The organism is Methylobacterium sp. J-077 (assembly GCF_022829365.1).
Lineage (GTDB): Bacteria > Pseudomonadota > Alphaproteobacteria > Rhizobiales > Beijerinckiaceae > Methylobacterium.
The window spans coordinates 1-26,872 of sequence record NZ_JAKSYJ010000068.1 but is presented as its reverse complement, the minus strand read 5'-3'; the positions used below and the strand labels follow the sequence as shown (position 1 = coordinate 26,872).

At 68.5% G+C, this 26,872-nt stretch carries 31 protein-coding genes; 22 read left to right on the top strand and 9 right to left on the bottom strand.

The window, feature by feature from the left end:
- From MKL11_RS04190 to rpsL, 4 genes are all read right to left on the bottom strand, one after another.
- The coding region (locus MKL11_RS04190; protein WP_243920259.1) for a GTP-binding protein at positions 1-141 on the bottom strand (141 nt) is incomplete at its 3' end.
- A 58-nt stretch (positions 142-199) separates the two neighbouring features.
- On the bottom strand, positions 200-2,275 hold the full coding sequence (gene fusA / locus MKL11_RS04185) for an elongation factor G (protein WP_243940545.1): 2,076 nt from the start codon (positions 2,273-2,275) through the stop codon (positions 200-202).
- A 30-nt stretch (positions 2,276-2,305) separates the two neighbouring features.
- A complete protein-coding gene (gene rpsG, locus MKL11_RS04180) occupies positions 2,306-2,776 on the bottom strand; it encodes a 30S ribosomal protein S7 (RefSeq protein WP_007557567.1) in 471 nt (156 codons plus the stop codon).
- Between the two features lie 133 nt (positions 2,777-2,909).
- Positions 2,910-3,281 carry a 30S ribosomal protein S12 gene (gene rpsL, locus MKL11_RS04175; protein WP_007557568.1) on the bottom strand — a complete coding sequence of 124 codons (372 nt, stop codon included), beginning with the start codon at positions 3,279-3,281 and terminating at the stop codon, positions 2,910-2,912.
- 1,091 nt (positions 3,282-4,372) lie between these two features.
- On the opposite strand from rpsL, the gene MKL11_RS04170 reads away from it, so the two are divergent.
- The 17 genes from MKL11_RS04170 to MKL11_RS04090 all read left to right on the top strand — a co-directional run bounded on the left by MKL11_RS04170 (position 4,373) and on the right by MKL11_RS04090 (position 14,978).
- Positions 4,373-5,176 carry an ABC transporter substrate-binding protein gene (locus tag MKL11_RS04170; RefSeq protein ID WP_243940543.1) on the top strand — a complete coding sequence of 268 codons (804 nt, stop codon included), beginning with the start codon at positions 4,373-4,375 and terminating at the stop codon, positions 5,174-5,176.
- Positions 5,177-5,183: 7 nt separating this feature from the next.
- Positions 5,184-5,918, top strand: a complete 735-nt coding sequence (locus tag MKL11_RS04165) for an amino acid ABC transporter permease (RefSeq protein WP_243940541.1) — start codon at positions 5,184-5,186, stop codon at positions 5,916-5,918.
- A complete protein-coding gene (locus MKL11_RS04160) occupies positions 5,915-6,610 on the top strand; it encodes an amino acid ABC transporter permease (RefSeq protein ID WP_243940539.1) in 696 nt (231 codons plus the stop codon). Before MKL11_RS04165 ends, MKL11_RS04160 begins: the two co-directional genes overlap by 4 nt.
- A gap of 210 nt (positions 6,611-6,820) precedes the next feature.
- The gene (locus MKL11_RS04155; RefSeq protein ID WP_243940537.1) at positions 6,821-7,198 is read left to right on the top strand and encodes a hypothetical protein; all 378 of its coding nucleotides are present in this window, start codon (positions 6,821-6,823) and stop codon (positions 7,196-7,198) included.
- A gap of 467 nt (positions 7,199-7,665) precedes the next feature.
- Positions 7,666-8,034: a 50S ribosomal protein L14 gene (gene rplN / locus MKL11_RS04150; RefSeq protein WP_007557579.1), complete on the top strand. Its 369-nt coding sequence runs from the start codon at positions 7,666-7,668 to the stop codon at positions 8,032-8,034.
- Entirely contained in the window at positions 8,034-8,348 is a 315-nt protein-coding gene (rplX, locus tag MKL11_RS04145; protein ID WP_007557581.1) for a 50S ribosomal protein L24, read from the top strand. The genes rplN and rplX overlap by 1 nt, the downstream gene beginning before the upstream one ends.
- Positions 8,341-8,907, top strand: a complete 567-nt coding sequence (rplE, locus tag MKL11_RS04140) for a 50S ribosomal protein L5 (RefSeq protein ID WP_243940535.1) — start codon at positions 8,341-8,343, stop codon at positions 8,905-8,907. The genes rplX and rplE overlap by 8 nt, the downstream gene beginning before the upstream one ends.
- Before the next feature lie 40 nt (positions 8,908-8,947).
- Positions 8,948-9,253, top strand: coding sequence for a 30S ribosomal protein S14 (gene rpsN, locus MKL11_RS04135; protein WP_147898534.1), 306 nt, complete (start codon positions 8,948-8,950; stop codon positions 9,251-9,253).
- A 10-nt stretch (positions 9,254-9,263) separates the two neighbouring features.
- Positions 9,264-9,659: a 30S ribosomal protein S8 gene (gene rpsH, locus MKL11_RS04130; protein ID WP_007557585.1), complete on the top strand. Its 396-nt coding sequence runs from the start codon at positions 9,264-9,266 to the stop codon at positions 9,657-9,659.
- 22 nt (positions 9,660-9,681) lie between these two features.
- Entirely contained in the window at positions 9,682-10,215 is a 534-nt protein-coding gene (gene rplF / locus MKL11_RS04125) for a 50S ribosomal protein L6 (protein ID WP_243940533.1), read from the top strand.
- Positions 10,216-10,225: 10 nt separating this feature from the next.
- A complete protein-coding gene (gene rplR, locus MKL11_RS04120; RefSeq protein ID WP_010686176.1) occupies positions 10,226-10,588 on the top strand; it encodes a 50S ribosomal protein L18 in 363 nt (120 codons plus the stop codon).
- Between the two features lie 154 nt (positions 10,589-10,742).
- Entirely contained in the window at positions 10,743-11,330 is a 588-nt protein-coding gene (gene rpsE, locus MKL11_RS04115) for a 30S ribosomal protein S5 (protein ID WP_007557588.1), read from the top strand.
- A gap of 11 nt (positions 11,331-11,341) precedes the next feature.
- Positions 11,342-11,533, top strand: a complete 192-nt coding sequence (gene rpmD / locus MKL11_RS04110) for a 50S ribosomal protein L30 (protein ID WP_007557591.1) — start codon at positions 11,342-11,344, stop codon at positions 11,531-11,533.
- A gap of 10 nt (positions 11,534-11,543) precedes the next feature.
- Complete coding sequence (gene rplO, locus MKL11_RS04105; RefSeq protein ID WP_243940531.1) at positions 11,544-12,050, top strand: 50S ribosomal protein L15; 507 nt, start codon at positions 11,544-11,546, stop codon at positions 12,048-12,050.
- Between the two features lie 154 nt (positions 12,051-12,204).
- Positions 12,205-13,551 carry a preprotein translocase subunit SecY gene (gene secY / locus MKL11_RS04100; protein WP_243940529.1) on the top strand — a complete coding sequence of 449 codons (1,347 nt, stop codon included), beginning with the start codon at positions 12,205-12,207 and terminating at the stop codon, positions 13,549-13,551.
- 170 nt (positions 13,552-13,721) lie between these two features.
- Complete coding sequence (locus tag MKL11_RS04095) at positions 13,722-14,324, top strand: adenylate kinase (RefSeq protein WP_243940527.1); 603 nt, start codon at positions 13,722-13,724, stop codon at positions 14,322-14,324.
- A 423-nt stretch (positions 14,325-14,747) separates the two neighbouring features.
- Positions 14,748-14,978 carry a hypothetical protein gene (locus tag MKL11_RS04090; RefSeq protein WP_243940525.1) on the top strand — a complete coding sequence of 77 codons (231 nt, stop codon included), beginning with the start codon at positions 14,748-14,750 and terminating at the stop codon, positions 14,976-14,978.
- A gap of 10 nt (positions 14,979-14,988) precedes the next feature.
- On the opposite strand, the gene MKL11_RS04085 is transcribed toward MKL11_RS04090, so the two are convergent.
- A complete protein-coding gene (locus MKL11_RS04085) occupies positions 14,989-15,351 on the bottom strand; it encodes a hypothetical protein (RefSeq protein WP_243940523.1) in 363 nt (120 codons plus the stop codon).
- Between the two features lie 251 nt (positions 15,352-15,602).
- On the opposite strand from MKL11_RS04085, the gene rpsM reads away from it, so the two are divergent.
- From rpsM to rplQ, 5 genes are all read left to right on the top strand, one after another.
- Positions 15,603-15,971 carry a 30S ribosomal protein S13 gene (gene rpsM, locus MKL11_RS04080; protein ID WP_007557604.1) on the top strand — a complete coding sequence of 123 codons (369 nt, stop codon included), beginning with the start codon at positions 15,603-15,605 and terminating at the stop codon, positions 15,969-15,971.
- Positions 15,972-16,144: 173 nt separating this feature from the next.
- Positions 16,145-16,534 carry a 30S ribosomal protein S11 gene (gene rpsK, locus MKL11_RS04075; RefSeq protein ID WP_007557606.1) on the top strand — a complete coding sequence of 130 codons (390 nt, stop codon included), beginning with the start codon at positions 16,145-16,147 and terminating at the stop codon, positions 16,532-16,534.
- A gap of 25 nt (positions 16,535-16,559) precedes the next feature.
- Positions 16,560-17,432 (top strand): MBL fold metallo-hydrolase, encoded by an 873-nt coding sequence (locus MKL11_RS04070; RefSeq protein ID WP_243940521.1) that lies wholly within the window; start codon positions 16,560-16,562, stop codon positions 17,430-17,432.
- Positions 17,433-17,633: 201 nt separating this feature from the next.
- Positions 17,634-18,653: a DNA-directed RNA polymerase subunit alpha gene (locus MKL11_RS04065; protein ID WP_007557610.1), complete on the top strand. Its 1,020-nt coding sequence runs from the start codon at positions 17,634-17,636 to the stop codon at positions 18,651-18,653.
- A gap of 197 nt (positions 18,654-18,850) precedes the next feature.
- The gene (rplQ, locus tag MKL11_RS04060; protein WP_243940519.1) at positions 18,851-19,261 is read left to right on the top strand and encodes a 50S ribosomal protein L17; all 411 of its coding nucleotides are present in this window, start codon (positions 18,851-18,853) and stop codon (positions 19,259-19,261) included.
- Positions 19,262-19,735: 474 nt separating this feature from the next.
- Here rplQ and MKL11_RS04055 read toward each other — a convergent pair whose 3' ends face one another.
- From MKL11_RS04055 to MKL11_RS04040, 4 genes are read right to left on the bottom strand one after another with little or no spacing between them, the layout of a single operon-like run.
- Positions 19,736-21,646, bottom strand: a complete 1,911-nt coding sequence (locus MKL11_RS04055; protein ID WP_243940517.1) for a response regulator — start codon at positions 21,644-21,646, stop codon at positions 19,736-19,738.
- 49 nt (positions 21,647-21,695) lie between these two features.
- The gene (locus tag MKL11_RS04050) at positions 21,696-23,417 is read right to left on the bottom strand and encodes a response regulator (protein WP_243940515.1); all 1,722 of its coding nucleotides are present in this window, start codon (positions 23,415-23,417) and stop codon (positions 21,696-21,698) included.
- Positions 23,414-24,481, bottom strand: a complete 1,068-nt coding sequence (gene cheB / locus MKL11_RS04045) for a chemotaxis-specific protein-glutamate methyltransferase CheB (RefSeq protein ID WP_243940513.1) — start codon at positions 24,479-24,481, stop codon at positions 23,414-23,416. The genes MKL11_RS04050 and cheB overlap by 4 nt, the downstream gene beginning before the upstream one ends.
- The gene (locus MKL11_RS04040; RefSeq protein WP_243940511.1) at positions 24,478-26,724 is read right to left on the bottom strand and encodes a response regulator; all 2,247 of its coding nucleotides are present in this window, start codon (positions 26,722-26,724) and stop codon (positions 24,478-24,480) included. Before MKL11_RS04040 ends, cheB begins: the two co-directional genes overlap by 4 nt.
- Positions 26,725-26,872: the final 148 nt, after the last annotated feature.

The window sequence follows — 26,872 nt, the reverse complement described above, 5'->3', positions numbered from 1 at the left end:
GTAGGCCGTGAACGTCGCACCGCCCGTCTCCGCCAGGACCTTCGTGATCGCCGCCGTCAGCGACGTCTTGCCGTGGTCCACGTGACCGATCGTGCCGATGTTGCAGTGCGGCTTGGTGCGAGCGAACTTTTCCTTGCCCATCAGAGCCTCCTAGAATTCGAAATCGTGTTGCGGATGAAGAAGTGGTTCAGGCGTAGCCTTAAGCGTACTTGGCGATGACCTTGTCGGCCTCGCCGCGCGGCACCTCTTCGTAATGGTCGAACTGCATGGTGAAGTTCGCCCGGCCCTGCGACATGGACCGCAGGTTGTTCACGTAGCCGAACATGTTGGCCAGCGGCACCATCGCGTTGATGACGTTGGCGTTGCCGCGCATGTCCTGACCCTGGATCTGGCCGCGGCGGGAGTTCAGGTCGCCGATGACCGAGCCAGTATACTCTTCCGGCGAGACGACCTCGACCTTCATCACCGGCTCAAGCAGCACCGAGCCGCCCTTCTGCAGCGCCTCGCGGAAGGCGGCGCGGGAGGCGATCTCGAAGGCGAGCGCCGAGGAATCGACGTCGTGGTAGGCACCGTCGATCAGCTCGACCTTGACATCGACCACGGGGAAGCCGGCCAGGATGCCGGCCCCGAGGACCGAGTTGAGGCCCTTCTCGACGCCCGGGATGTACTCCTTGGGCACCGCGCCGCCGACGATCTTCGACTCGAACGCGAAGCCGGCGCCCGGCTCGTTCGGCTCGACGACGAACTTTACCCGGGCGAACTGGCCCGTGCCGCCGGTCTGCTTCTTGTGGGTGTAGTCGATCTCCTGACGACGGGTCAGCTTCTCGCGGTAGGCCACCTGCGGCTGGCCGATATTCGCGTCGACCTTGTAGGTACGGCGCAGGATGTCGACCTTGATGTCCAGGTGCAGCTCGCCCATCCCCTTGAGGATGGTCTGACCGGATTCCTGGTCCGTGGAGACCCGGAAAGACGGGTCCTCGGCGGCGAGCTTGGCGAGCGCGATGCCGAGCTTCTCCTGATCGGCCTTCGACTTCGGCTCGACGGCGATCTCGATCACCGGCTCCGGGAACTCCATGCGCTCCAGGATCACGGCCTTCTGCGGATCGCACAGGGTGTCGCCGGTGCGGGTGTCCTTGAGGCCGGCCAGGGCGACGATGTCGCCCGCGAAGGCTTCCTTGACGTCCTCACGGTTGTTGGCGTGCATCAGGAGCATGCGGCCGACGCGCTCCTTCTTGTCGCGCGTCGAGTTGATGACGTTGGCGCCCGACTCGATCTTGCCCGAGTACACGCGGCAGAAGGTGATCGTGCCGACGTGGGGATCGTCCATGATCTTGAAGGCGAGCATGGAGAAGGGATCGGAATCCGTCGGGTGACGGACCACCGGCTCCTCGGTCTTGAAATCCAGGCCGTCAACGTCGCCGCGATCGGCCGGGGAGGGGAGGTAATCCACCACCGCGTCGAGCAGGGGCTGCACGCCCTTGTTCTTGAAGGCCGAGCCGCAGAGCACCGGATGGAAGGCGCGCAGCTGCACGGCGCGACGCACGAGCTTGTGCATCGTCGCGGCATCCGGCTCCGTGCCGTCGAGATAGGCCATCATGGCCTCGTCATCGAGCTCGACGCAGGCCTCGACCAGCTTGCCGCGGTACTCCACGGCCTGGTCCTTCAGATCCTCGGGGATCTCGACCTCGGAGAAGTCGGCGCCCAGGGTCTCACCGGACCAGACGATCGCCTTCATCTTGATGAGGTCGATCACGCCCTTGAAGTTCGACTCGGAACCGATCGGGAGCTGCAGGCAGACCGGCTTGCCGGCGACGCGGTCGATGATGTCGGCGACGCACTTGAAGAAGTCGGCGCCGATCTTGTCCATCTTGTTGACGAACACGACGCGCGGCACGTCGTACTTGTCCGCTTGGCGCCAGACGGTCTCGGTCTGGGGCTCGACGCCCTGGTTGCCGTCGAGCACGCAGACGGCGCCGTCGAGCACGCGCAAGCTGCGCTCGACCTCGATGGTGAAATCGACGTGGCCGGGGGTGTCGATGATGTTCAGGCGCTTCTCGCGCCAGAAGCACGTCGTCGCGGCGGACGTAATCGTGATGCCGCGCTCCTGCTCCTGCTCCATCCAGTCCATGGTGGCGGCGCCGTCATGGACTTCGCCGATCTTATGCGACTTTCCGGTGTAGTAGAGGATCCGCTCCGTGGTCGTGGTCTTCCCGGCATCAATGTGGGCCATGATGCCGAAGTTGCGGTAGTCCTCGATCGCGTGCGTGCGGGGCATCGGATTGCTCCTGAGAGACGGCGGAACCGCTTACCAGCGGTAGTGCGAGAAGGCGCGGTTGGCTTCCGCCATCCGGTGCGTGTCTTCCCGCTTCTTGACGGCGTTGCCGCGGTTGTTGGCGGCGTCGAGCAGCTCGGCGGAGAGCCGCTCGATCATGGTGCGGTCGTTGCGCGACCGGGCGGCCTGGATCAGCCAGCGGATGGCGAGGGCCTGGCGGCGCTCGGTGCGGACCTCGACGGGGACCTGATAGGTCGCGCCGCCGACGCGCCGGGAGCGCACCTCGATCATCGGCGCGACGTTGTCGAGCGCGGCGCGGAACACCTCGATCGGGTTGGCCCGGGCGCGGTTCTCGACGATGTCGAAGGCGCCGTAGACGATCCGCTCGGCGGTCGACTTCTTGCCCTCGTACATGATCGAATTCATGAACTTCGTCAGCACCACGTCCCCGTACTTCGGGTCCGGGATGATCTCACGCTTCTCGGCAGAGTGACGACGGGACATCTCTTAAACTCTCAAACGAGTCTGACTTAAGCACCCCGCGCAGGCCGCCTTGGCTCTGTTGATGAAGCCGGCGACATCCTTACGAGGCCGTGGAAAGGCCTTTGCGCGACCGGATAAGCTCCGGTCGGCGGTCTTACTTCGGCCGCTTGGCGCCGTACTTGGAGCGGCGCTGCTTGCGGTTCTTCACGCCCTGCGTATCGAGCACGCCGCGCAGGATGTGGTAGCGCACGCCCGGAAGATCCTTCACGCGGCCGCCGCGGATCATGACGACCGAGTGCTCCTGAAGGTTGTGGCCCTCGCCCGGGATGTAGCCGATCACCTCGAAGCCGTTGGTCAAGCGGACCTTGGCGACCTTACGAAGGGCCGAGTTCGGCTTCTTCGGGGTCGTCGTGTAGACCCGGGTGCAGACGCCGCGCTTCTGCGGGCAAGCGTCGAGCGCCGGAACCTTGTTGCGGCTCCGCTGGATCTTCCGCGGCTGGGCGATCAGCTGGTTGATCGTCGGCATCCTGTGCCCTCTTCCTCGGTCACCTTGGCCGGATTGCCCAAGGCAATCCGCAAAACGAATATGCGCCGGAGGTCCTGTCACAGACCCTCGGCGCGGTGTGGGCAGAGGAGCACGCCCGAAACGAACGCGCTCGTACCTACGGATCTGACTTAAAGCGTCAGGCGATTTGAGCCTTCGGATCGCTCGGAGCGATGGCGGCGTCCAGGGACATACCCGGGAGCCGTCGGCAGCCAATGGCCGTCCGAAGTGGCGCGCTTCTAGCCTCGGTTAACCCGCAGGTCAATGCGTTCGCGGCAGAAAACTGCGCCGCGCGACAGGTTAACGTCCCGTCACGGGGCGGAACGATTGAGCCGCCGCTTGACTGCGAAGCTGGCGATGTCGGGTCTTTTATCCGGGGCGCGGCGTGGAGCAAAGACCGCCGCGGGACGAGCCGTGCTCCCTTGCGGCGTCCGATGCGGCTTTAGCGGCAGCGCGGCTTCCGACAGAGCTGGCGCCAATCGCACCCTTCGTTCGGGACATATCCTACATCGCCGGCCGGGTCGCGCGTGACGTGAAGTCACGGCGGTCGCCGCGGATTGATCCGAGGGCGCCGAAATAATTTCCGTCCAGAGCCAAGCTTCGCGCTGAGTTTGTTCTTCTCGCCAGCTGATAAACGGAATGGGATGCTGTTGATTTCTTCAAAGCAGATGCGCCATTATCTTTGTGCGAGTCGTGATGTGCCGAGGCTGCTTTTTGGAGATGCCCCTGAGAATTGACTCTCGGCATCTGCGAGCCGCGGGCCCTTATTCTGGAACCATTATGTCTGCGGCCCTTCGATGTTTGGATTTGCCCTCGATTCGCAGCCCGGCCTTCGCAAGTCCTCATGGACCGCCGTAGCCCCAGCGCCTTGGCGGTCGACCGCCGACTTCGTCTCGACCCTGTCGGACTTCCCACGCGCAATTCTGAGGATTTCAACGCTTCGAAGTGCCCCCTCCGTGCTTTCGGCTTGGAGGGGGCACGGGGGTCGGTCCGAGCGATCCCGAAACCATGATTCGTGCGACCGGTCTCGACCGACTGTGAAACTTGAGAAACCTCACCACCAGGAGATATCCGTGCGTCGCCTACTGACTTTCGCCCTGGCAACACTTCTCTCCGTCGGGGCCGCGCAGGCCGACCGTCTCGACGACATCAAGAAGGCCGGCGTGCTGCGGGTCGCGGCCTTCGACAGCAACCCGCCCTTCGGCTTCGTCGATCCGAACACCAAGCAGATCGCCGGCCTCGACGTCGATTACGCAAAGGCGATCGCCGACACGATCGGCGTGAAGCTGGACCTGCGCCCGACCAATCCGGCCAACCGCATCCCGCTGCTGACCTCCGGCAAAGTCGATCTGGTGCTGGCGAACTTCACCATCACGGACGAGCGCGCAAAGCAGCTCGATTTCAGCATCCCGTACTTCGCCTCCGGCCAGCAATTCCTGGCCAAGAAGGGCACGCTCACCGCCCCCGATCAGCTGAACGGCCTGCGCATCGGTGCCGACAAGGGCACCACCAACGAGATCGTGCTGCGCCGCGACTTCCCGAAGGCGACCGTGGTGGCCTTCGACGACACGCCCTTCGCCTTCGCGGCCCTGCGCAACGGCAACGTCCAGGCGATCACGCAGGATGGGCCCAAGCTCGTCGGCCTGCTGGCGAAGGTCCCGGATAAGGAGAACTACGAGGTCCCGGCCTTCTCGATCTCGAACGACTATATCGGCGTCGGTATCCCGAAGGGCGAGACCCGCCTCCGCGAGGTCGTGAACGAGACCCTCCGCGAGCTGGAGGCCGGCGGCAAGGCGGCCGCCATCTACGATCGCTGGTTCGGTCCCGACACCAGCCAGCCGCTGCCGCGCCTGTTCCGGATCGGCGACCACAGCTAGACGCCCGGTGAGTCTCTTCGGCGATCTCCTCGCGCCGCGCTACCTGATCTGGCTGCTGCAGGGCTTTGGGGTCACCCTGGCGCTGTCGGCCGCCGTCTGCCTCGCCGGGACGATCCTCGGCCTCGCCCTCTGCTGCCTGCGGGAAACAGGAAGCCGGGTCGGGCGGACGGCAACGATCGCCTTCGTGAGCCTCATCCGGAACACGCCGCTGCTGGTGCAGCTGTTCTTCTGGTATTTCGGCGCCGCCGCGCTGATGCCGGCCGGGCTCACCGCCTGGCTGAACAGCCCGCACAGCCTTCCTCTGGGTCCGGCGGATCTGCGCTGGCCCGCCTACGAGACCCTGGCTGGCTTCGTCGGCCTGACGCTCTATGCCGCCGCCCATATCGCCGAGGAATGCCGCGCCGGCCTCGACGGTTTCCGGGCCGCCCAGCGGGAGGCCGCGCTCGCCCTCGGCCTGACCGGCCTCCAGGTCTTCCGCCACATCGCCCTGCCGCAGGCGCTCCGGATCGCCTGGCTGCCGATGGTCGGCCAGTACCTCAACACCATTAAGAATACCTCGCTGACCATGACCATCGGCTTGGCCGAACTGTCCTACGCATCCCGGGAGGTGGAGACCGAGACCTTCCTGGCCTTCCAGGCCTTCGGCATCGCGACGCTCCTCTATGTCGGAGCCGTGGCCGCGGTGGAGGCGACCGGCCACGCCGTCGCGCGCCAGAACCCGGCGGGAGCCGCCCGCCGGTGAATGTGTCCGTCATCACCGACAATCTCGGCTACCTGCTGGCCGGCGCCTGGCCGGACGGCCCGGTCGGCGGGCTGATGCTGACGCTGATTCTCTCGGCAGCCTCCGGCCTCGCCTCGGCGGTGCTGGGGCTCGTCCTCGGGATCGCGCTGGCGATGAGCGGCGGCCGGACACGGCGGGTTCTGACTCTGGGGCTCGGGCTGTTTCGCGCCGTGCCGATCGTGATGCTGATCTTCTGGAGCTACTTCCTGCTGCCGATCCTGTTCGGCTTCGCCATCCCGGAGATCGGGACCGTGGTCGCGGCCCTGTCGCTGGTGGGCGGCGCCTACCTGTCCTACGCGGTGGCGGCCGGCATCGAGAGCATCGGCCGCGGCCAGTGGGAGGCCGGCCTGGCCCTGGGCTTCGGCCGCTGGCAGGTCCTGCGCGTGATCGTCCTGCCCCGGGCGCTGCCGGCCATGGCGCCGTCCTTCGTCAACCAGTGGACCGCGCTGATCAAGGACACCTCGCTCGCCTACGTGATCGGCGTGCCCGAGCTCTCCTTCGTGGCGACGCAGGTGAATAACCGCGCCATGGTCTACCCGGCCGAAATCTTTTTGTTTGTCGGCGCCGTCTACGGATGCCTCTGCCTGCTCGTCGACCGGCTCGCCGCGCTGGTGGCAAGGGAGCGTCACCTGCCGCGCGCGGGCAGGGCCTGACAGAACCTCCCGCCCTCGTCGTCACGCGATTCGGTTGCGTCGACGCGGGCGCAGCGCGACCATCTCCAAGGGCGTGCCGAGCCGGCAACGTGCCGGATCGGGGCAGGGGCCCGGCATCACGGTCTACGGAAGATTAAAGCGAACCGTCGAAATGTCCCGATCGTCGGGCGGCCTTCGGGCCGGCCTCAGTGCGCGTCGAGGATGTTGCGTATGGGTTGCGTCGCGGTCAGCAACGTCGTCCCCTTTCGGCGGATGGCCCCCGTTTCCGCGGCCGGGGAGCGGGATGCCCGCAACCGCCGCCGCAGCGAGCAGCGCGCGCTGATGGATGCGGTCTACGCCACCGGCAGCATGATCGTCGCCGCCGGGGATCGCGAGTTGAAGCTCACCGCTTCGCGCCTGCAGGTCTACGGCTTCCTGACGATCGAGGAGGTCACCGAGGATGGCGGCATGCGCCGCCTGCGCCCGTCCGAGGCGATTCGCGCCCGTGCGGAACGCCCCTGGCGCCTGTCGAAGCCGGCCTTCGGCAGCGCCGTGACGATCCCGAGCCTCGACGATTTTTTGTTCGAATCGGCCGGCCAGCCGTTCTGAGACCTTGAGCCTTCACGCCGGTCCAGCCGCCGCGCATGACTGCGCGGTGGACATGGCTGTTGTGTCACCACGGCCCGCAGCCTGCCCGGTCTTGCTGCCCAGCCGCAGCCGGAATGCGGTGACGATACCTGCCGTCGACTCGGCGGGCCCCCACCGATAAACAGCCCATCGACCGTGCCGGAACCCCGCGCGGCACCCGAGCCCGGATCGCGCCGGCAACGCGCGGCCCCGCCGGCGAATTTGCCGCGATCGGCTTGCCTTCCGGGCCCACCCGTAGTATCCGCCCGGCCTTCGCGACATTCCGATGGGTGCTTGCACCCTGTGAACGCGGTGACCGCGCCGGCGTCTTCTGACGCCGCAAGCGCGGTCTATACCATGAGCTGGGGACATCAGATCCCCATCAGGCGTCGTCCGCCGGGCAATACCGCCCGCGTGCGGAAACCCGCCTGAAACAAGGAGTCACGCACGTGATCCAGATGCAGACGAATCTGGACGTCGCCGACAACTCGGGTGCACGCCGTGTGATGTGCATCAAAGTTCTCGGCGGGTCGAAGCGGAAGTATGCCGGCGTTGGCGATGTCATCGTCGTGTCGGTCAAGGAGGCGATCCCGCGCGGTCGCGTCAAGAAGGGCGACGTCATGAAGGCGGTCGTCGTTCGCACGGCCAAGGCCGTGAAGCGCGTCGACGGGTCGGTGATCCGTTTCGACAAGAACGCTGCGGTCCTGATCAACAATCAGAAGGAGCCGATCGGCACCCGCATCTTCGGACCGGTGCCGCGCGAGCTGCGCGCGCGCAACCACATGAAGATCATCTCGCTGGCGCCGGAGGTGCTGTGATGGCAGCCAAGATCAAGAAGGGCGACAAGGTCGTCGTACTCACCGGTCGCGACTCCGGTCGCTCGGGCGAGGTCATTCAGGTTCTGCCGAAGGAAGGCCGGGCTTTCGTGCGCGGCATCAACCTGGTCAAGAAGCACCAGAAGCAGACTCAGAACCAGGAAGGCGGGATCATCTCCAAGGAGGCCGCCATCCAACTCTCGAACATCGCGGTCGCCGACGCCAACGGCAAGCCGACCCGCGTGGGTTTCCGCATCCTCGAAGACGGGCGCAAGGTCCGATTCGCCAAGAGCACGGGGGATCAGATCGATGGCTGAGGCCGACAAGAACGCCTACACCCCGCGCATGCGCAAGCACTACGACGAGGTGGTGCGCCAGAAGCTGATCGAGGAGTTCGGGTACAAGAACCCGATGCAGGTCCCGCAGATCGAGAAGATCGTTATCAACATGGGCGTCGGCGAGTCCACCGCGGACTCGAAGAAGGCGACCGTGGCGGCCGGCGACCTCGCGCTCATCGCCGGCCAGAAGCCGGTGATCACCCGGGCCCGCAAGGCCATCGCGACCTTCAAGGTCCGCGAGGGCATGCCGATCGGCTGCAAGGTCACGCTGCGCAAACAGCGCATGTATGAGTTCATGGATCGCCTGATCACGATCGCGCTCCCGCGCGTCCGCGATTTCCGCGGCCTGAACCCGCGCTCGTTCGACGGTCGCGGCAACTACGCCCTGGGTCTCAAGGAGCACCTCGTGTTCCCGGAGATCTCCTACGACAAGGCCGAGCAGATGTGGGGCATGGACATCGTCGTGGCGACCAGCGCCAAGACCGATGCCGAGGCCAAGGCACTGCTCGCCGCCTTCCAGTTCCCGTTCCGGCAGTGAGGCCTGCGCGCCTCATACGCGGACACCGGAGATAGACCACATGTCGAAGAAAAGCTCAGTCGAGAAGAATGAGGCCCGCAAGACGCTGGTGAAGCGTTTCGCGGCCAAGCGGAAGGCGCTCCTGGACATCGCCAACAACGATGGCCTGGAGATGGAGGAGCGCTTCGAGGCGCGCCTCAAGCTCGCGGAACTGCCGCGCAACTCGTCGGCTACCCGCATCCGTAACCGGTGCGGCATGACCGGCCGTCCGCGCGCGTTCTACCGCAAGATGGGCATCTCGCGCATCGCGCTGCGGGAGCTTGGCAACCGGGGCCTGATCCCCGGCCTGGTCAAGTCGAGCTGGTAAGGAGGTCCCCATGGTCAACGATCCCGTGGGTGACATGCTCACCCGTATCCGCAACGGCCAGCTGCGCCGTCGCAACGTCGTCCAGACGCCCGGCTCGCGCCTGCGCGCCAACGTCCTGAACGTGCTGAAGTCCGAGGGCTACATCCGCGATTACGCGGCGACCGACCTGGGCAACGGCCGCACCGAGTTCGCCATCGAGCTCAAGTACTACGATGGCCGCCCGGTGATCCGCGAGATCAAGCGCGTGTCGAAGCCCGGTCGCCGGGTCTACTCGTCGGTCGGTGATCTGCCGCACGTGGCCGACGGCCTCGGCGTCACCATCGTCTCCACCCCGCAGGGCGTCATGGCCGATCACGAGGCGCGCGAGCGCAACGTCGGCGGTGAAGTGCTCTGCACTGTATTCTGATCGGGACGGAGGAGGTTATCCCATGTCTCGCGTAGGCAAGAAGCCCGTTCCCGTGCCGGCCGGCGTCACCGCCACCGTCACCGGCCAGACGGTGAAGATGAAGGGCTCGAAGGGCGAGCTGCAGTTCGACGTCCCCGCGCTGGTCAGCGTGGCGATGAAGGACGGCGCGATCTCGGTCGAGCCGATCAACCAGTCCAAGCCGGCGCGGTCCCTCTGGGGCACCTCGCGGGCTCAGATCGCCAACATCGCCGAGGGCGTGTCGAAGGGCTTCGAGAAGAAGCTCGAGATCACGGGCGTCGGCTATCGTGCGGCGATGGCCGGCAAGGCCCTCAAGCTGTCGCTCGGCTACAGCCACGACATCGAATACGCGATCCCCGCCGGGATCACGATCGTTACCCCGAAGCCCACCGAGATCACGATCACCGGGATCAACCGCCAGCAGGTCGGTCAGGTCGCCGCCGAGATCCGCGATTACCGCGGACCCGAGCCCTACAAGGGCAAGGGCGTGAAGTACGCGGGCGAGTTCATCTTCCGCAAGGAAGGCAAGAAGAAGTAAGGAGGGCATCATGTCTCGCAAGCTCGAAGCCCTCGATCGCCGCAAGGCGCGCGTCCGCCGCGCGCTGCGGGCGGCCGCCAACGGTCGTCCGCGGCTCTCGGTGTTCCGCTCGTCGAAGCAGATCTACGTGCAGGTCATCGACGACGTCGCCGGCAAGACGCTGGCCGCGGCCTCGTCGATCGACAAGGCACTCAAGGGTGAACTCAAGACCGGCGCCGATGTCGCCGCCGCCAAGGCGGTGGGCAAGCTGGTGGCCGAGCGCGCCAAGGCCGCGGGCGTCACGAAGGTGATCTTCGACCGCTCCGGCTACATCTATCACGGCCGCGTCGCGGCCGTCGCCGAGGCCGCCCGCGAAGGCGGCCTGGAGTTCTGATTTTGGGATCTTGCCGGCGGCGCGTTGGCTGCCGGCAGCCCGATCGGACGTGTTGACTGACGGCGGGCCGGACATGCGCAGCACGTCCGGCAATCCAAACGATCGAGCGAGCGGGTCCGCCGCCCGCGCCAGTGAGATGAACAGGTAGCAAGCAATGGCACGTGAACGGGAAGGCGGGGGCCGCGGCCGCCGCGACGAGCGCGAGGAGCGCGACAGCGAATTCGTGGACAAGCTCGTCCACATCAACCGCGTCGCCAAGGTGGTGAAGGGCGGCCGTCGCTTCGGCTTCGCCGCCCTCGTCGTCGTCGGCGACCAGAAGGGCCGCGTCGGCTTCGGCCACGGCAAGGCCCGTGAGGTGCCTGAGGCGATCCGCAAGGCCACCGAGGCGGCCAAGCGCGGCCTGATCCGGGTGTCCCTGCGCGAGGGCCGGACCCTGCACCACGACGTCAACGGACGTCACGGCGCCGGCAAGGTGATCCTCCGCGCGGCTCCGCAGGGGACCGGCATCATCGCCGGCGGCCCGATGCGCGCCGTGTTCGAGACGTTGGGCATGCAGGACGTCGTTGCCAAGTCCCTCGGCTCGTCCAACCCCTACAACCTCGTGCGCGCCACCTTCGAGGCGCTTAAGAACGAGGATAGCCCGCGCTCCGTGGCGGCCCGCCGCGGCATCAAGGTTTCGAGCCTCCAGGCTCGCCGCCGCGACGCCGATCCGGCCGACCAGTCCGAAGCCGCGGTCGCGTAAGGGAGGGTCCGATGGCACAGAAGACCGTCCGTATCGAGCAGATCGGTTCGCCGATCCGCCAGGAGGCCAGCCAGCGTCAGACGCTGATCGGCCTCAAGCTCAACAAGCTCCACCGCGTGTCCGAGCTGGAGGATACCCCCTCCGTGCGCGGCATGATCCGCAAGGTTGCGCACCTCGTGCGCGTCCACGGCGACGTGGCGTGAGGAGGCACCGATGAAGCTCAACGAGATCAGCGACAATCCCGGCGCAACCAAGAATCGGATGCGCGTCGGTCGGGGCATCGGCTCCGGCAAGGGCAAGACCGCCGGCCGCGGCGTGAAGGGTCAGAAGGCCCGGACCGGCGTGTCCATCAAGGGCTTCGAGGGCGGTCAGATGCCGCTGCATCGGCGCCTGCCGAAGCGCGGCTTCAACAACCTCTACGCCCAGGACCTGAACGAGGTGAATCTCGGCCGGATCCAGGAAGCTGTGGAGGCGGGCAAGCTCGACAAGGCCGCCACCGTCACGATCGAGACCCTGGTGGCCGCCGGCATCATCGCCCGTCCCCGCGACGGCGTGAAGCTGCTCGGCGTCGGCGAGCTGACCGCGAAGCTCAGCTTCGAGGTCACCCGCGCCTCCAAGTCCGCCATCGAGGCGGTCGAGAAGGCCGGCGGTTCGGTCACCGTCGCGTTCGCGACCGGTGTTTCGCACCGTGGCGGCGCCAAGGCCGAGGCCACGGCCTGACGGCCGGCCTAAGAGCGACGCAGGGTCCCGTTGCACGGGCCCCGCGGAGCCTTTAAGCCGATCCTTCGAGCGGCGGCCCTGCGACCACGCGGGCCGCCGTTTTCATTTCATCCGGGCATTCTTGGCCCGGCGACATTCCCAGGACGCGACGCTTATGGCCTCAGCCGCCGAGCAGCTTGCCGCCAACCTCAACTTCGGGGCGATCGCCAAGGCCGATGAGCTGAAGAAGCGCATCTGGTTCACCTTGGGCGCCCTCGTGGTATTCCGGCTGGGGACCTACATCCCGATTCCCGGCATCGATCCGGAGCAGTTCGCCCGCAACTTCCAGCAGCAGTCCGGCGGCGTGCTCGGGTTGTTCAACATGTTCTCCGGCGGTGCCGTCGAGCGCATGGCGATCTTCGCCCTGAACATCATGCCGTACATCTCGGCCTCGATCATCGTTCAGCTGCTCACCTCGGTGATCCCGAGCCTGGAAGCGTTGAAGAAGGAGGGCGAATCCGGCCGCAAGGTGATCAACCAGTACACCCGCTACCTGACGGTGGTGCTCGCGCTGGTTCAGTCCTGGGGCATCGCCATCGGCCTGCAGAGCTCGTCGGCTGCCATCGATCCCGGCCCGTTCTTCCTGGCCTCGACGGTGATCACGCTCACCGGCGGCACGCTGTTCCTGATGTGGGTCGGCGAGCAGATTACCTCGCGCGGCATCGGCAACGGCTCGTCCCTGATCATCTTCGCCGGTATCGTCGCCCACTTGCCCGTGGCGATCGCGGGCGCGCTGGAGCTGGGCCGCACCGGCGCGCTCTCCCCGCTGATCATCCTGGGCGTCGCCGTGGCGGCCGTGGTCCTGGTCTACTTCATCGTGTTCATGGAGCGCGCCCAGCGCCGCCTCCTGATCAACTACCCGAAGCGCCAGGTCGGCAACCGGATGTACGAGGGCCAGACCTCGTTCCTGCCGCTGAAGCTCAACACCTCGGGCGTGATCCCGCCGATCTTCGCCTCGTCGCTGCTGCTGCTGCCGGCGACCGCCGCGAGCTTCTCCGCCAATGGCGGCAGCACCGGCTGGCTGGGCACCGTGACGGCCTATCTGGGCCACGGGACGCCGCTGTTCATGGCGCTCTACGCGGCGCTGATCATCTTCTTCACGTTCTTCTACACCGCGGTGGTGTTCAATCCGCAGGAGACCGCGGATAATTTGAAGAAGCACGGCGGCTTCATCCCCGGCATCCGCCCGGGCGAGCGCACCGCGGCCTTCATCGACAAGGTGCTGACCCGGATCACCGTGATCGGTGCCCTGTACCTGACGCTGGTCTGCCTGTGCCCGGAGATCCTGTCCTCCTACGCCTCGGCGAGCCTGGGCTTCGGCGGCACCTCGCTGCTTATCGTGGTCTCGGTGACCATGGACACGGTCGCCCAGATCCACGGGCATCTGATGGCGCACCAATACGAGGGCCTCGTGAAGAAGGCCAAGCTGCGTGGCGCCTCGACCACGCAACGCCGCCGCTGACCCTGTTACAGAGGCGGGACGAAGCCACCGTCGTTCCCGCCTCTGACCAATAGGTCCGGGTGCCTCCCGGCACAGGACCGGCTAGAAAAACACGAGACGGGCGATGCCGGGGAGGCTTCGCCACCCGCCGCTTGTGCCCGGAGAGAGTCGGGCCGGACGAGGACAACGCCATGCGCATCATTCTGCTCGGCCCCCCCGGCGCGGGGAAGGGCACGCAATCCGAGCGGATCGTACAGCGCTTCGGCATCCCGCAGCTGTCCACGGGCGATATGCTGCGCGCCGCTGTGGCCGCCGGCACGCCGGTCGGCCTGGAGGCCAAGGCCGTGATGGAATCCGGCGGGCTGGTCTCCGACCGGATCGTGGTGGGCATCGTCGCCGACCGGATCGAGGAGCCCGACGCGAAGGGCGGCTTCATTCTCGACGGCTTCCCCCGCACGGTCGCCCAGGCCGAGGCGCTCAGCACCATGCTAGCCGGCAAGGACATGAACCTCTCCGCCGTCATCGAGTTCAAGGTCGACGAGAACGCGCTGGTCGGGCGGATCGAGAAGCGCGCGGCCGAGACGCTGGCCCGCGGCCAGGCGGTGCGCAAGGACGACACGCCCGAGGTGTTCAAGCAGCGCCTGGAGGCCTACAGGGCCCAGACCGCGCCGCTCTCGGCCTATTACGCCAAGACCGGCCTGCTCCACACGGTCGACGGCATGCAGCCGATCGATACGGTCACCGCCGAGGTCATGGCGCTGCTGGAGCCCCACGCGGAACGCGTCGATTCCTGACACGATCGCCGGTCAGCCGCGTTAGGCGGCTTGCCGGCCGGTCTCCTGACCCTCGCCCAGCCATGCCGATGCGCGGGTGAGTTGGCCGGAATTGTAGGCGTTCAGGTTACCTTCGATTGCACAGACCTCCGGATGGCAGATAGTTTGCCGACGTCCGAGGCATTCGATATGCAGCCGACGATAGGCGGCTTAGGGCCATCTCGAACGGCAAGGCCTCGCATCGAAGGTCGGTCGGTTATGCTTTGAAGCAGGGCGATTCGTCGAGGCATTGCTCTATCGACCGCGCCCCGTTTTGGCCTGCCTCTACGAATCATCGACTGGGCTGGCGGTACCGCGACGTGAAGCGCCGATTTACTGTTCGGTCGAATCGGTGAACCGATGTCCAAATCGGTGGTTGAGAGGCAAACCCGATCGGGAGCCCCGATGACCGCCCTTCGCATTCCCGTAAGCCTGCTTCTCATCGCCATGGCGTTGCCATCGCTTCCAGTTGCGGCGCAGAGCCCGGCGCAATCGTTCGTGTATGGCGAGAAGCAGTTCCGGCATGCGTGTCGGCCGCCGCTCAAGTACGCGGCGGGAGCCTGTGTTCGCCGCTGCCCGGCGGGCTACCGGAATACAGGTGGCTATTGCCGGCTCCAGAGCCAGCATTCTCGCTGACACAGCCTCATCATCGCTCCGCCCGCCGCTCCGCCCGCAGCACCCCGAAGAAGTTCACGATGTCCATCGTCAGGGCCCGGCGGCCGAACAGGCGGGTGGGGTTGCCGTCGGTGCGGCCCTCGCGCAGCTCGACCATCGCGGTCAGGATGTTGTAGCGGAACACCATCCGGCGGCCAGCGAAGGTGGCCCAGAGCAGACCGGGGCCGTCATCCTCGTTCTGGAACGCGATCGAGCCGGGCTCGGCCTCGGTGAGGATTCCGCCGGTCACCGCGAGGATCACCGGGACGACCTCCTCGGCGTTCTCCTCGGCGGCCCGCAGGACGGCATCGGCGAAGGCCCGCAGGGTGGCACCGTCGCTGGTCAGAACCGACATGTTCGCTCCTTTGCCGCCCCCCAGTCGATCCGCGCGGGACGCATGGCGCCGCCCGGGATCGTCCACGAATCGTTGACATATGGTCTTGCGCACGCTAGCAGGCCGTCCTTCGTCCAATCGATCGCTGGTCCGCGGTGCCCTGCCCAGGGCCGCCCCCGGGCCACGTTGTCGTTTGGCGCGCGCAGGGGCCGGCCTCCACCGGACGCGCGCGAGCACCCGCCCGGTTTCCGGGCCTCATATGGAGCGTGATCATGGCCCGTATCGCAGGCGTCAACATCCCGACCAACAAGCGCGTCGTCATCGCGCTCCAGTACATCCACGGCATCGGCGCCAAGAAGGCCGAGGAGATCACCCAGAAGGTGAACATCCCCGCCGAGCGCCGGGTGAACCAGCTCACCGACGCCGAGGTACTGCAGATCCGCGAGACGATCGACCGCGACTACATCGTCGAGGGCGACCTGCGGCGCGAAGTCTCGATGAACATCAAGCGCCTGATGGATCTCGGCGCCTATCGCGGCCTACGTCACCGCAAGCAGCTGCCCGTCCGCGGCCAGCGCACCCACACCAATGCCCGCACCCGCAAGGGCAAGGCGAAGCCGATCGCCGGCAAGAAGAAGTAGTTTTCTGCATTTGGAAGGCCGCGCTTCCCTCGGCCTTCTTCTCGTCGCGCCGGGTATCCTGCGAAGGTCCCGGCGCAGGCTCGACCGCCCGTCACGGGCGTGCCGGCCAAGTCCCAAAAAGAGTCCCGAGCGCCTGGCATTACGGGCGCGCTTGAAGGAAGAGTGAGACCCGAATGGCCAAGGAACCGCAACGCGTCCGCCGGCGCGAACGCAAGAACATCGTGTCGGGCGTCGCCCACGTGAACGCCTCGTTCAACAACACGATGATCACCATCACGGACGCGCAGGGCAACACGATCTCGTGGTCGTCGGCCGGCGCGATGGGCTTCAAGGGCTCGCGCAAGTCGACGCCCTACGCCGCCCAGGTGGCTGCCGAGGACGCGGCCCGCAAGGCCTCCGAGCACGGCATGCGCACCCTCGAGGTCGAGGTGTCGGGCCCTGGTTCTGGACGTGAGTCGGCCCTGCGCGCCCTCCAGGCCGCGGGCTTCACGGTCACCTCGATCCGCGACGTGACCTCGATCCCGCACAACGGCTGCCGTCCGCGCAAGCGTCGTCGGGTCTGAACCAACCGGTTTGACGGAGAAGCACATGACGGGATCGAAGCCGCTTCCGGGCGTGCTGCGTTGGAACCTCGGCGACCTCACGGTCACCGCGCTAAACGACGGCTGGTTTCAGGCCAGCCTCGATCTCGTCACGGGGATCTCGAAGGAGGAAGCCGGCAAGCTGCAGGTCGCGGGCTTCCGCACCGAGCAGCCCAAGATCACGCTGAACGCCTTCCTGATCACCGGCGCCGGCCGCAAGCCTGTGCTGATCGATACCGGGTACGGCGATCTCGCCCCGGCCGAGACCCTCGGTCGGGCCGGTGCAGCGCTGGCGCTGACCGGCGTGAAGCCGGAGGAGATCGAGACCGTCCTGGTCACGCACCTGCACCCCGACCATGTCGGCGGTCTGGTGTCGAACGGGGCGGCCCGGTTCCCGAACGCCGAGATCGTGGTGCATGCCGACGAGGCGGCCCACTGGCTGCCGGACGAGGCGCTCTCCCGGGCACCGGACGCGGCCAAGCCGTATTTCGAGGGCGCCCGCAAGGCGGTCGCGCCCTACGCCAAGCGGATGCGCGAGCATCGCGGCGGCGAGGTGCTGCCGGGCATCAGCGCAATGCACCTGCCGGGTCACACGCCGGGACATTGCGGTTTCCGCATCGTCTCCGGTGGACAGTCGCTGCTGATGTGGACGGACGTGGTGCACATGCCTGCGATCCAGTTCAAGAACCCGGAGGCCGGTGTCGGGTTCGACGTCGATGGCGACCAGGCGCGGGCGACGCGCAAGGCCATCATGGACGAGGTCGCCAGCGAGCGCAGCTTCATCGCCGGGGCGCATCTCGAATTCCCGGCTTTGGGCTACGTCGACCGGGACGGGGACGGGTACAGCTTCGTGCCGGCCCTCTGGGTCGGCGGCGAGTAACCGGAGCATCCTCCCGAGGGGCGGTTGCGACCCTTCGGACTCAGAGTGTGCCGAGCAAGACGCTCGCGCATCGCCCGGATTCGGGACGCGGTGCGGGCATTGTGAATTCAGGGACCGTTCGGGGCGCCAGGGGGCGGCGCCGGGCGGCCGAAGCGCGGGACCGGGTGTCGCGGATCCCGAGCATGGACGAGAGGTAGGATCGTGGTCATTCAGAAGAACTGGCAGGAACTGATCAAGCCAAACAAGCTGCAGGTCTCGACCGGCGACGACCCGAAGCGGGTCGCCACGGTCGTGGCCGAGCCGCTCGAGCGCGGCTTCGGTACCACCCTCGGCAACGCCCTGCGCCGGGTGCTCCTGTCCTCGCTCCAGGGCGCGGCCGTGACCTCGGTGCAGATCGACGGCGTGCTGCACGAGTTCTCCTCGATCCCGGGCGTCCGCGAGGACGTCACCGACATCGTCCTGAACATCAAGACCATCGCGATCCGGTCGCAGACCGATGCGCCCAAGCGCATGACCCTGCGCAAGACCGGCCCGGGCACCGTCACGGCGGGCGACATCGGCACGGTCGGCGACATCCAGATCCTGAACCCGGAGCTGGTGATCTGCACGCTCGACGACGGCGCCGAGATCCGCATGGAGTTCACGGTCGCCACCGGCAAGGGCTACGTCCCGGCCGAGCGCAACCGTCCCGAGGACGCGCCGATCGGCCTGATCCCGGTGGACTCGCTGTTCTCCCCGGTCACCAAGGTCAGCTACCGCGTCGAGACCACCCGTGAGGGCCAGGATCTCGACAAGGACAAGCTGACCATGACGATCGAGACCAACGGCGCCGTGGGCCCGGAGGACGCGCTGGCCTACGCCGCGCGGATCATCCAGGACCAGCTGCAGGTCTTCGTGAACTTCGAGGATCCGCGCAAGGAAGAGGCCGCCCCGCTGGCGCCGCAGCTGCCCTTCAACCCGGCGCTGCTCAAGAAGGTCGACGAGCTGGAGCTGTCGGTCCGTTCGGCGAACTGCCTGAAGAACGACAACATCGTCTACATCGGCGACTTGATCCAGAAGTCCGAGGGCGAGATGCTGCGGACCCCGAACTTCGGCCGCAAGTCGCTCAACGAGATCAAGGAAGTGCTGGCCGGCATGGGCCTGCACCTCGGCATGGATATCCCCGGCTGGCCGCCGGAGAACATCGAAGATCTCGCCAAGCGCTTCGAAGAGCACTACTGAGGCGAAGCCGCCTCGGGCCGAATTTTGCGGCACTGGTCGGCGCCCCCTGTTTGGTCGATCCAGATCCGGGACTTCGCGGACACGACGCGAAGTCCCAAAAAATCCCGCCGCGGGGTTATGCGGAATGAATGGCCCCGCTGTTGGGGCGCCCGGCCGTACCGTGGCACGGCGGCCGTGAAGAGAAGGAAGCCAGAACCATGCGTCACGGGTATCGCGGCCGCCGCTTCAACCGCACCGCGGAGCACCGCAAGGCGATGTTCGCCAACATGTCGGTCGCTCTGCTGAAGCACGAGCAGATCGTCACCACCCTGCCGAAGGCCAAGGACCTGCGTCCCGTGGTCGAGAAGCTCGTCACCCTCGGCCGGATCGACAGCGTCCACACCCGCCGTCTCGCCATGGCGCAGCTGCGCGATGACGACATGGTCAAGAAGCTCTTCGCCGTGATCGGCCCGCGCTACGCCGGTCGTCCGGGCGGCTACCTCCGCATCATGAAGGCCGGCTTCCGCAAGGGCGACAACGCCCCGCTCGCCGTTATCGAGTTCGTCGAGCGCGACGTCGACGCCCGCGGCAAGGATTCCGGCCAGATCGAGGTCGCCGAGGCGGCCTGAGCCCAGGCTCAACCGATCGCGTTTGAATGAAGCCGCCCCCGGGTCGTCCGGGGCGGCTTTTTCATGCGCAGATGTGGACAAAAAAGAACCCACCGGCTCACGCCGGCGGGTCTGAAGCAGGGTCCACGTTTCGGATCGCTTCGGGAGCTCTCCCTGACGGTCAGCGCTAGGCTGACCGGGAACTCGACCGCGCCGCGGTTCCCAAAACCCCTATCCCTGCTGATTCCTGTTGGGCGGATCGTCCTGATCCGGGTCGGCCTCGCGCTGGCTGCCTGGGAAGATACCGTGATTGCTCATGGTCCACCTCCAGTTCGTAACCCGGAGCAGCGAGGCTCCGTAGAGCGTCAATGAGCCGGCAACGGGGCGGTTCCCATCCGCCCCGTTATTTCGAGCGCAGCGAAGCAAGCCAGGGCGGCGCGCGCTCCCAAAACGTAGCGGATCACTGGGTTGCTTCGCTGCGCTCGCAATGACGATTTAGGTCACGCCCGCCCCATCCAGCAGCGCCGAGACCCGGCTCGCCAAGTCGGCCGAGCGGAACGGCTTGGCCAGCACCGGCAAGTCGTCTGGGATCTGCATTGCCTCGGCGTGGCCGGTGAGGATCAGCACCGGCAGGCTGGGGTCGCGGTCGCGGATCTCGGCGGCGAGTTCGATGCCGCTCATGCCGGGCATGGCGAGGTCGGCGACGATCAGGTCGAAGCGGCCGGGCGCGAACGAGCGGAGCGCGGCCTCGCCGTCGCCGGCCTCCGTGGCGTCGTGGCCGAAGCCCGCGAGGAACGAGGCGGTGACGTGCCGGACCTGCGGGTCGTCGTCGACCACCAGGATCCGCGCCGGACGGGCCGCCACAGGCGCCTCGCCGGCGGCGCGGGCCGTCTCCTCGGGCGCCTCGGCGGCGAACGGGAGGGCGAGCTCGACCCGCGTACCCCGGCCGACCTCGCTCTCGATGGCGAGCCGGCCCTTCGATTGCTGGGCGAGGCCGAACACCATGGCGAGCCCCAGGCCCGTGCCCTGGCCGACAGCCTTGGTGGTGAAGAACGGCTCGCAGACCCGGCGCAGGATCTCGTCCGGGATGCCGGTGCCCTCGTCGGTGACGCTGATCCCGAGATAGGAGCCGTCGGCGATCTCGGGATCGCCGGCGATATCGAGGCGCCGGGTGGCAACGGTGATCGTGCCGCCATCCGGCATCGCATCGCGGGCGTTGATGCACAGGTTGAGCACGGCCAGTTCGAGCTGGTCCGGATCGACCTGGACGGCGGCCAGGTCGTCGCCCAGCTCGGTCCGGACGGTGACCAGGCCGCCGAGGCTGCGGCCGAACAGGTCGCTCATCCCGGCGATCAGGGCGTTGACGTCGGTGGCGCGAGCCTGGAGGTCGTGGGCGCGGCTGAAGCTCAGCAGGCGCTTGGTCAGGGAGGCGCCGCGCTCGGCCGCGCCGCGGGCGTTCTCGATCAGGCGCTGCACCCGCGGCTGGTCGGCGACCTTCGGGGCCGCGAGTTCCAGGCTGCCGAGGATCGCGGTCAGCAGGTTGTTGAAATCGTGCGCGATGCCGCCGGCCAGGGTGCCGAGCGCCTGCATCTTGTCCGACTGGCGCAGCCGCGCCTCCAGGGTTCGCTGCTCGGTGACGTCCCGCTCGATCACCGCGAGGTGGCTGACCGCGCCGCCGGCATCGCGGATCGGCACCCGGGTCACGTGGCTCCACAGCTCGGCCCCGGTCGGGCCCTCGCTGATCAGGCTCTCGGCCACTTTGCCGGAGCGAATCGCGGCAGCATCCGCCTCGGCCACCGCGCCACCCAGCACGCCCAGGAGGTCGCCCTCGCGCTGCCCGAGGCAGCCGAAGACGTCCCGGCCGAGCAGGGTCGCCTTGCGGGCGTTGAGGCGGACGAACCGGCCGTCCGCGTCCTTGAAGCTGATCGCGTCCTGGGCGTGGTCGAGCAGCCCGCGCAGCAGCGCCCGCTCGGTGGCGAGGTCGCGGCCCAGGCGGTGGCGCTCGAAGGCCTGGCGGACCGTGGAACGCAGCAGGCTTGCGTCCCAGGGCTTGGTGACGTAGCCGACGATGCCGCCGCGGTTGAGGGCGGCGATCACCGCGGTGATGTCGGCGTAGCCGGTGAGCAGGATCGCCTGGGCGTCGTGGAAGGCCCGGGCCTCGGCCAGCAGCGCATCGCCGGTGAGGCCGGGCATGCGCTGGTCCGAGAGAACGACGGCGATGTCGGGCTCGGCGTGCAGGATCTCGAGCGCCTCGTTCGGATTCGAGGTGCTCAATACCCGGTAGGAATCCTCGAACAGGTCCTCCAGGGCGATCAGGATGTCCGGCTCGTCGTCGACGGCCAGGATCGTCCCGCCGGGACCGTCGGATCCGGTCCCGTTTCCGTGCTGAGAATGCGTGTCCGTCACCGACCGGTGTCCAAAGCGGCGGAGATTCCTCGACCTGACGTGCCGTCACTCATGCGCTGGCCGCCTGCCGCGGAATCCCGATCACGAAGCAGGCTCCGCCTCCCGGCGCCGTCTCCACGGTGAGCGAGCCGCTATGCGCCTGAACGACGCTGTAGGCAATCGCAAGCCCCAGGCCGGTGCCGGAGCCCACGGGCTTTGTCGTGAAGAACGGCTCGAAGATTTTTTCACGCAGATCGTCCGGGATGCCGGGACCCGTATCGCTGATGCGAATCTCGTCGACCTCCGGGCTCGAGACGGTATCGATCCGGATGGTGCCGCCCTCCGGCATGGCATCGGCAGCGTTGCCGAGGATGTTCATCACCACTTGGTTCAGCAGCGCCGGGGTGCAGTGGATCTCGGGCCGGCCGACGAAGCTGCGCTCAACGGCGATCCGGCCGCCGAGCTTGTGCTGGATCAGCGCCAGCACGGTCTCGATCGCCTCGGGCACGTTGACGAGCGCGCGCTCGCCCTCGTCGAGGCGCGAGAACTTGCGCAGGTTCAGCACGAGGTCCTGGATCCGGGTCAGGCCCATCCGCATCGAGCCGACCCGCTGGCGGGCCTTGTCGAGGGCACGGGAGGCCGCTTCCGGGGCCGCGTCGGGCAGCTCGGCGAGCAGGCGCTCCACCGTCCCCTGGTGGGCCAGGATGAAGGCCAGGGGGTTGTTGATCTCGTGGGCGATGCCGGCGACCAGCTCGCCGAGCGAGGCCATCTTGGCGGCCTGGACCAGCTTGGCCTGCGCGTCGGTGATCTTGCGGTTGGCGTCGGCGAGGTCGCGATTGGCCCGCTCGAGGGCGTCGGCGAGACGGGCGCGGGCCTCAGAGGCCTCGGCCTCAGCGCGGGCGCGCTCCACCGCCCGCTCGCGCTCGCCGAACTGGCCGGCGATGCGGCGGTCGTCCTCCTCCAGCAGGCGACGGCGGACGAAGCCGCGGACCCGCAGGGCCAGCACCTCGGCATCGGTCTTGGAAACCACGTCGTCGGCGCCGGCCGCGAAAGCCTCGACCAGAAAGTCCTTGGCCGGGTCGCTGCCGGCGATGCCGACGAGGTGGAAGCCGGCGCCGGCCGCCTGGCCGGAGCGGCGCTGGCTGATCGCCCGGCATAGGGTCAGGCCGTCATAGGCGTGGCCGAGCAGGTCCACGGTCACGCAGTCGAACGCATCCTCGCCGACCCCGTCGAGGGCCTCGAGCGCCGCCTCCGGCCCGTCGGCGGTGGCGACGTGGTGGCCCTCCTGCCCGAGCAGGCCGGCCAGGAAGGTCCGGTAGGTCAGGCTGCCGTCGATCACCAGGATCCGCCCGCGCCGGAACGCGGCGGCGCCCGGCCCCTCACCCTCGGCGGAAGGCCGGCGCTCGCGCAGCAGGGCGCGGATGCGCAGGATCATCAGGTCGCGGTCGGCGGATTTCGGCAGGTAGGCGTCGGCGCCGCTCTCCAGGCCCTTCCGCTCGCCACCGCCGCCGCCGGTGAGCATCAGCACCGGCAGGGCGCGGGTGCGCAGGGACAGGCGCATCTGGCGGATCAGCTCGTCGCCATCCATCCCGGGCAGGTGGTAATCGGCCACGACGAGATCGGGCTGGGCGCGGTTGAGATGGTCGAGGGCGGCCTCGGCCGAGGGGCAGCGCTCCACCGCGAAGCCGTGCGATTCCAAGAGGAGTCGCAGCTCCAGGGCCTGCGTCTCCGAATCCTCCACCAGCAGGATCCGGGCGGGCCCGTCTTGGGCGCCGGCCTCGCTCCGGCTCACGGCCGCACCCCGGGATCGGCCAGGCGCAGGATGTGGTCGCCGATCCGGTCGAGGGGCAGGATCGCCCGGGCGGCGCCGAGCCGCACCGCCGCGGCCGGCATGCCGTAGACCACCGCGGTGCTCTCGTGCTCGGCCACGGTCTGGGCGCCGGCCCGGTGCATGTCGGCGAGACCGACCGCCCCGTCCTCGCCCATGCCGGTGAGCAGCACGCCGATCCCAGAGGCGCCGACCTGGCGGGCGAGCGAGCGGAACAGCACCGTGGCGGCCGGGCGCTGGCCGGAGACGGGCTCGGACGCGACCACCCGCATCACCCGGCCGGAGCCGATCTCAAGGTGGCGGTCGCCGGGCGCCACGTAGACGCGCCCGGGCTCCGCCCGCTCTCCGTCCCGGGCCAGCGAGACCGGCAGGGCGACGACGCTGTCGAGCCAGTTCGCGAAGCCCTCCATGAAGGCCGCGCCCATGTGCTGCACCACCAGCACCGGCAGCGGAAAGTTCTTTGGGAGTGCGCCGATCACCCGGGCGAGCGCCGGCGGCCCGCCCGTGGACGCGCCGATCGCCAGCAGGCTCGGCGCCTGCCCGGCGACGTCGGCCGGCGCGGCGAAGTCGGCCAGGCTGGTCCGGCCGGCCCATTCGGTGCCGATCGGCCGCCGCCGGATCACCGGGACCTGGGCCATGATCCGCAGCTGGGTGCAGATCTGGTCGGCCACGGCCTCGTAGCCGGCATGGGTGGTGGCCACGGGCTTCTCGACCACCGAGAGGGCGCCGGCCCGCAGGGCGTTCATGGAGATCCGGAGCGAGGAATCCTCGACCGAGTCGGCGACCACGACGATCGGGGTCGGGTGCTCGGCCATGATCCGGCGGGTGGTCTCCAGGCCGTCGATGCCGGGCAGGCGGATATCCATAGAGATCACGTCGGGCCGCGCCGCCTGTAGGCCCGCCAGCGCCTCCTCGCCGGAAGCCACGGCGGCCACCAGCTCCAGCCGGGGATCGCGCGAGACGATGTAGCGCAGCAGTTCCCGCACCACGAGGCTGTCCTCGACCAGCATGACCCGGACGGGCGTCATAGCAGCTGTCCGATCGTGTCGAGCAGCTGGCGCTGGTCGAATTTCTGCTTGGTCAGGTAGGCGTCGGCCCCGAGGTCGAGCCCCCGGGACACGTCGGCGGCATCCCCGCGCGAGGTCATCAGGATCGTCGGCAGCCGGGCGAATCGGGGGTCGGCACGGAGCGCCTTCAGCAGGCCGAAACCGTCGAGGCGCGGCATCTCCACGTCGGCCAGCACGAGGTTCACGGGCTCGATCTCGGCGCGCAGCCGGTCGAGGGCGTCCTGACCGTCGACGCAGACGACCACGCGGTAGCCGGCGGCTTCCAAGATGCCCTTCTCCAAGGTCCGGGTGGTGATCGAATCGTCGACGACGAGGATCGTCGCCCGCGCGGCGGCGCGGGGCGCGGTCGTCGAACGTGGAGCCTGCGCCATCGTTCCGGCGGGAAGCCCGGCCGATGACGCCGCGGCCCGGGCGGCGAGCCCTTCGGGGTCCAGGACCAGCACCGGCACATCGCCGGGCAGCACTGCGGTGCCGACGATCAGGCCGGGATCGGCCCCGAAGGACGGAGCGGGCAGGACCAGCAGTGCGCGGACATCGTGCAGGCGGTCGACCCCGAGCGCCAAGCGGCCGCCGCCCGCCCGGAGCAGAACCGCGGTCAGAGTGGCGCTGTCCTGACCGGCAGCGTCCGGCGCCAATCCCAAAATCTCGGCGAGATAGGTGACCGGGTGGCTCGTCGCCGCCTCGCCGTCGCCGAGCCGCAGCATCGTGCGGCCCAGGGCCATGGGCAATCCCGCCCGGTCGAGGCGCAGCAGGCGCTCCACCGCGCCGCCCGGCAGGGCGTAGGTGCGGCCGCCCGCCTCGACCAGCAGCAGGCTGCGCCGGGCCGCCGAGAGCGGCAGGTTGAAGACGAGGGCGGTGCCGGCGGGCTCGCGAGGTTCGAGGCGGACGCTGCCGAGCAGCTGGCGGGCGGCATCGGCGGCCACCGACAGGCCGTAGCCGCGCCCCGACAGGGTATCCACCGCCTCCGCGGTGGAGAAGCCGGGCTCGAACACGAGCCGCAGCAGGGTCTCGGGAGCGGCCTCCTCCCCGGGGGCGAGCAGCCCGCGGGCGCGGGCGGTGGCGTCGATGCGGGGCAGGTCCGGCCCCGGCCCGTCATCGTACACGGAGACCTGGAGGCGCGCGCCGCGCACGGCGACCGCGAGCCCGAGCGCCAACGCCTCGGGCTTGCCGGCGGCGCGACGGATCTCCGGGCTCTGCCAGCCGTGGCTCAGGGCGTTGCGCAGGGCGTGCAGCAGCGGGTCCTTCAGGGCCTGGAGCAGGCCGCGCTCCACCGGCAGGTCGAGGCCGCGCAAGTCGAGATCGACGTCGCGTCCCTGTTCCCGGGCGGTCTCGCGGATCGAGCGGGCGAGGGGGCCGAGCACGGTCTCGGCCGGCACAAGAGCGAGGCGCTCCGCCTCGGCCCGCACCCTGAATGCCGCGCCCTCGACCGCGCTGGTCGCCGCGGCCTGACGCCGGGACAGCTCCGCGGCCTCCCGGGCGAAGCCGCCGAGACGCGCCGCCAGCGCCCGCAATTCCGGCCGATCCGCATCGGATTTCGTGGCCAAAGCCTCGGCGCCGGCGCGCAGGTCCCGGGCGAGCCGGGCGAGGCGCGCCAGGCCGTCGGCCGCAGGGGCCTGGGCCGCCAGGGTGCTGGTCAGGTCGTGGCTCGCCCGGGCCAGGGCCTCCACGGCCTCCCCGGGCACGCGCAGGATCGCGGTGCCGGATTCGGCGGGCTCAGGGGGCGAGGCCGGGGCAGGGGGCTCGGCCTTCGGGGCAACCGAGGCGGCGGCAGGCGCGGGCGCGGGCTTCGGTTCCGACGGCGCGGCGGGCGTCGGCGCGGCCTCAGGGGCTTCGCCTGGCAGGCCGAGGCACTGGCCCAGGGCCGACAGGGCGTCGGCCGGCATGTCCGGCCCGGCGCCGTCCTGCAGACCCGCGACGTAGGTCTCGATCCGGTCGAGGGCGAGGTGGACGGCGTTGGCCGCCGCCCGGTCCAGGGGCCGCGCGCCGGTGCGGACCTGCTCGAACAGAGTCTCCAGGCGGTGGGCGACCGCCTCCACGGGCGGCAGGTCGACGGCGCGGGCGGCGCCCTTCAGGCTGTGGGCGCGGCGGAACACGTCGGTCCAGTCCGGGGTCGCGCTGCCGAGCGCAGCCCGGATCGCCGTGACGTGCTCGCGGTGCTCGACCTCGAAGGCCGCGAGCAGGAGCTGGCGGATATCGGCGGGCAAGGCGGCGCCCGCCCTCAGTGCCGGTAGCGTTCGGCCAGGGCCATGAGCGCCTGGGCGAGGTCGGTGAGGTTGGCGGACGCCGCCTCGACCTGGCGGGTGCCGGCCGCGGTCTGCTGGCTGGCCTGGCGGATGTTCTGCAGCGCCCCCA

Coding starts and splice junctions, on each gene's coding strand:
- fusA (WP_243940545.1), bottom strand. CDS start 2,275: ATGCCCCGCACGCACGCGATCGAGGACTACCGCAACTTCGGCATCATG.
- rpsG (WP_007557567.1), bottom strand. CDS start 2,776: ATGTCCCGTCGTCACTCTGCCGAGAAGCGTGAGATCATCCCGGACCCG.
- rpsL (WP_007557568.1), bottom strand. CDS start 3,281: ATGCCGACGATCAACCAGCTGATCGCCCAGCCGCGGAAGATCCAGCGG.
- MKL11_RS04155 (WP_243940537.1), top strand. CDS start 6,821: ATGGGTTGCGTCGCGGTCAGCAACGTCGTCCCCTTTCGGCGGATGGCC.
- rplX (WP_007557581.1), top strand. CDS start 8,034: ATGGCAGCCAAGATCAAGAAGGGCGACAAGGTCGTCGTACTCACCGGT.
- rplE (WP_243940535.1), top strand. CDS start 8,341: ATGGCTGAGGCCGACAAGAACGCCTACACCCCGCGCATGCGCAAGCAC.
- rpsN (WP_147898534.1), top strand. CDS start 8,948: ATGTCGAAGAAAAGCTCAGTCGAGAAGAATGAGGCCCGCAAGACGCTG.
- rpsH (WP_007557585.1), top strand. CDS start 9,264: ATGGTCAACGATCCCGTGGGTGACATGCTCACCCGTATCCGCAACGGC.
- rplF (WP_243940533.1), top strand. CDS start 9,682: ATGTCTCGCGTAGGCAAGAAGCCCGTTCCCGTGCCGGCCGGCGTCACC.
- rplR (WP_010686176.1), top strand. CDS start 10,226: ATGTCTCGCAAGCTCGAAGCCCTCGATCGCCGCAAGGCGCGCGTCCGC.
- rpsE (WP_007557588.1), top strand. CDS start 10,743: ATGGCACGTGAACGGGAAGGCGGGGGCCGCGGCCGCCGCGACGAGCGC.
- rpmD (WP_007557591.1), top strand. CDS start 11,342: ATGGCACAGAAGACCGTCCGTATCGAGCAGATCGGTTCGCCGATCCGC.
- rplO (WP_243940531.1), top strand. CDS start 11,544: ATGAAGCTCAACGAGATCAGCGACAATCCCGGCGCAACCAAGAATCGG.
- secY (WP_243940529.1), top strand. CDS start 12,205: ATGGCCTCAGCCGCCGAGCAGCTTGCCGCCAACCTCAACTTCGGGGCG.
- MKL11_RS04095 (WP_243940527.1), top strand. CDS start 13,722: ATGCGCATCATTCTGCTCGGCCCCCCCGGCGCGGGGAAGGGCACGCAA.
- MKL11_RS04090 (WP_243940525.1), top strand. CDS start 14,748: ATGACCGCCCTTCGCATTCCCGTAAGCCTGCTTCTCATCGCCATGGCG.
- MKL11_RS04085 (WP_243940523.1), bottom strand. CDS start 15,351: ATGTCGGTTCTGACCAGCGACGGTGCCACCCTGCGGGCCTTCGCCGAT.
- rpsM (WP_007557604.1), top strand. CDS start 15,603: ATGGCCCGTATCGCAGGCGTCAACATCCCGACCAACAAGCGCGTCGTC.
- rpsK (WP_007557606.1), top strand. CDS start 16,145: ATGGCCAAGGAACCGCAACGCGTCCGCCGGCGCGAACGCAAGAACATC.
- MKL11_RS04070 (WP_243940521.1), top strand. CDS start 16,560: ATGACGGGATCGAAGCCGCTTCCGGGCGTGCTGCGTTGGAACCTCGGC.
- rplQ (WP_243940519.1), top strand. CDS start 18,851: ATGCGTCACGGGTATCGCGGCCGCCGCTTCAACCGCACCGCGGAGCAC.
- cheB (WP_243940513.1), bottom strand. CDS start 24,481: ATGACGCCCGTCCGGGTCATGCTGGTCGAGGACAGCCTCGTGGTGCGG.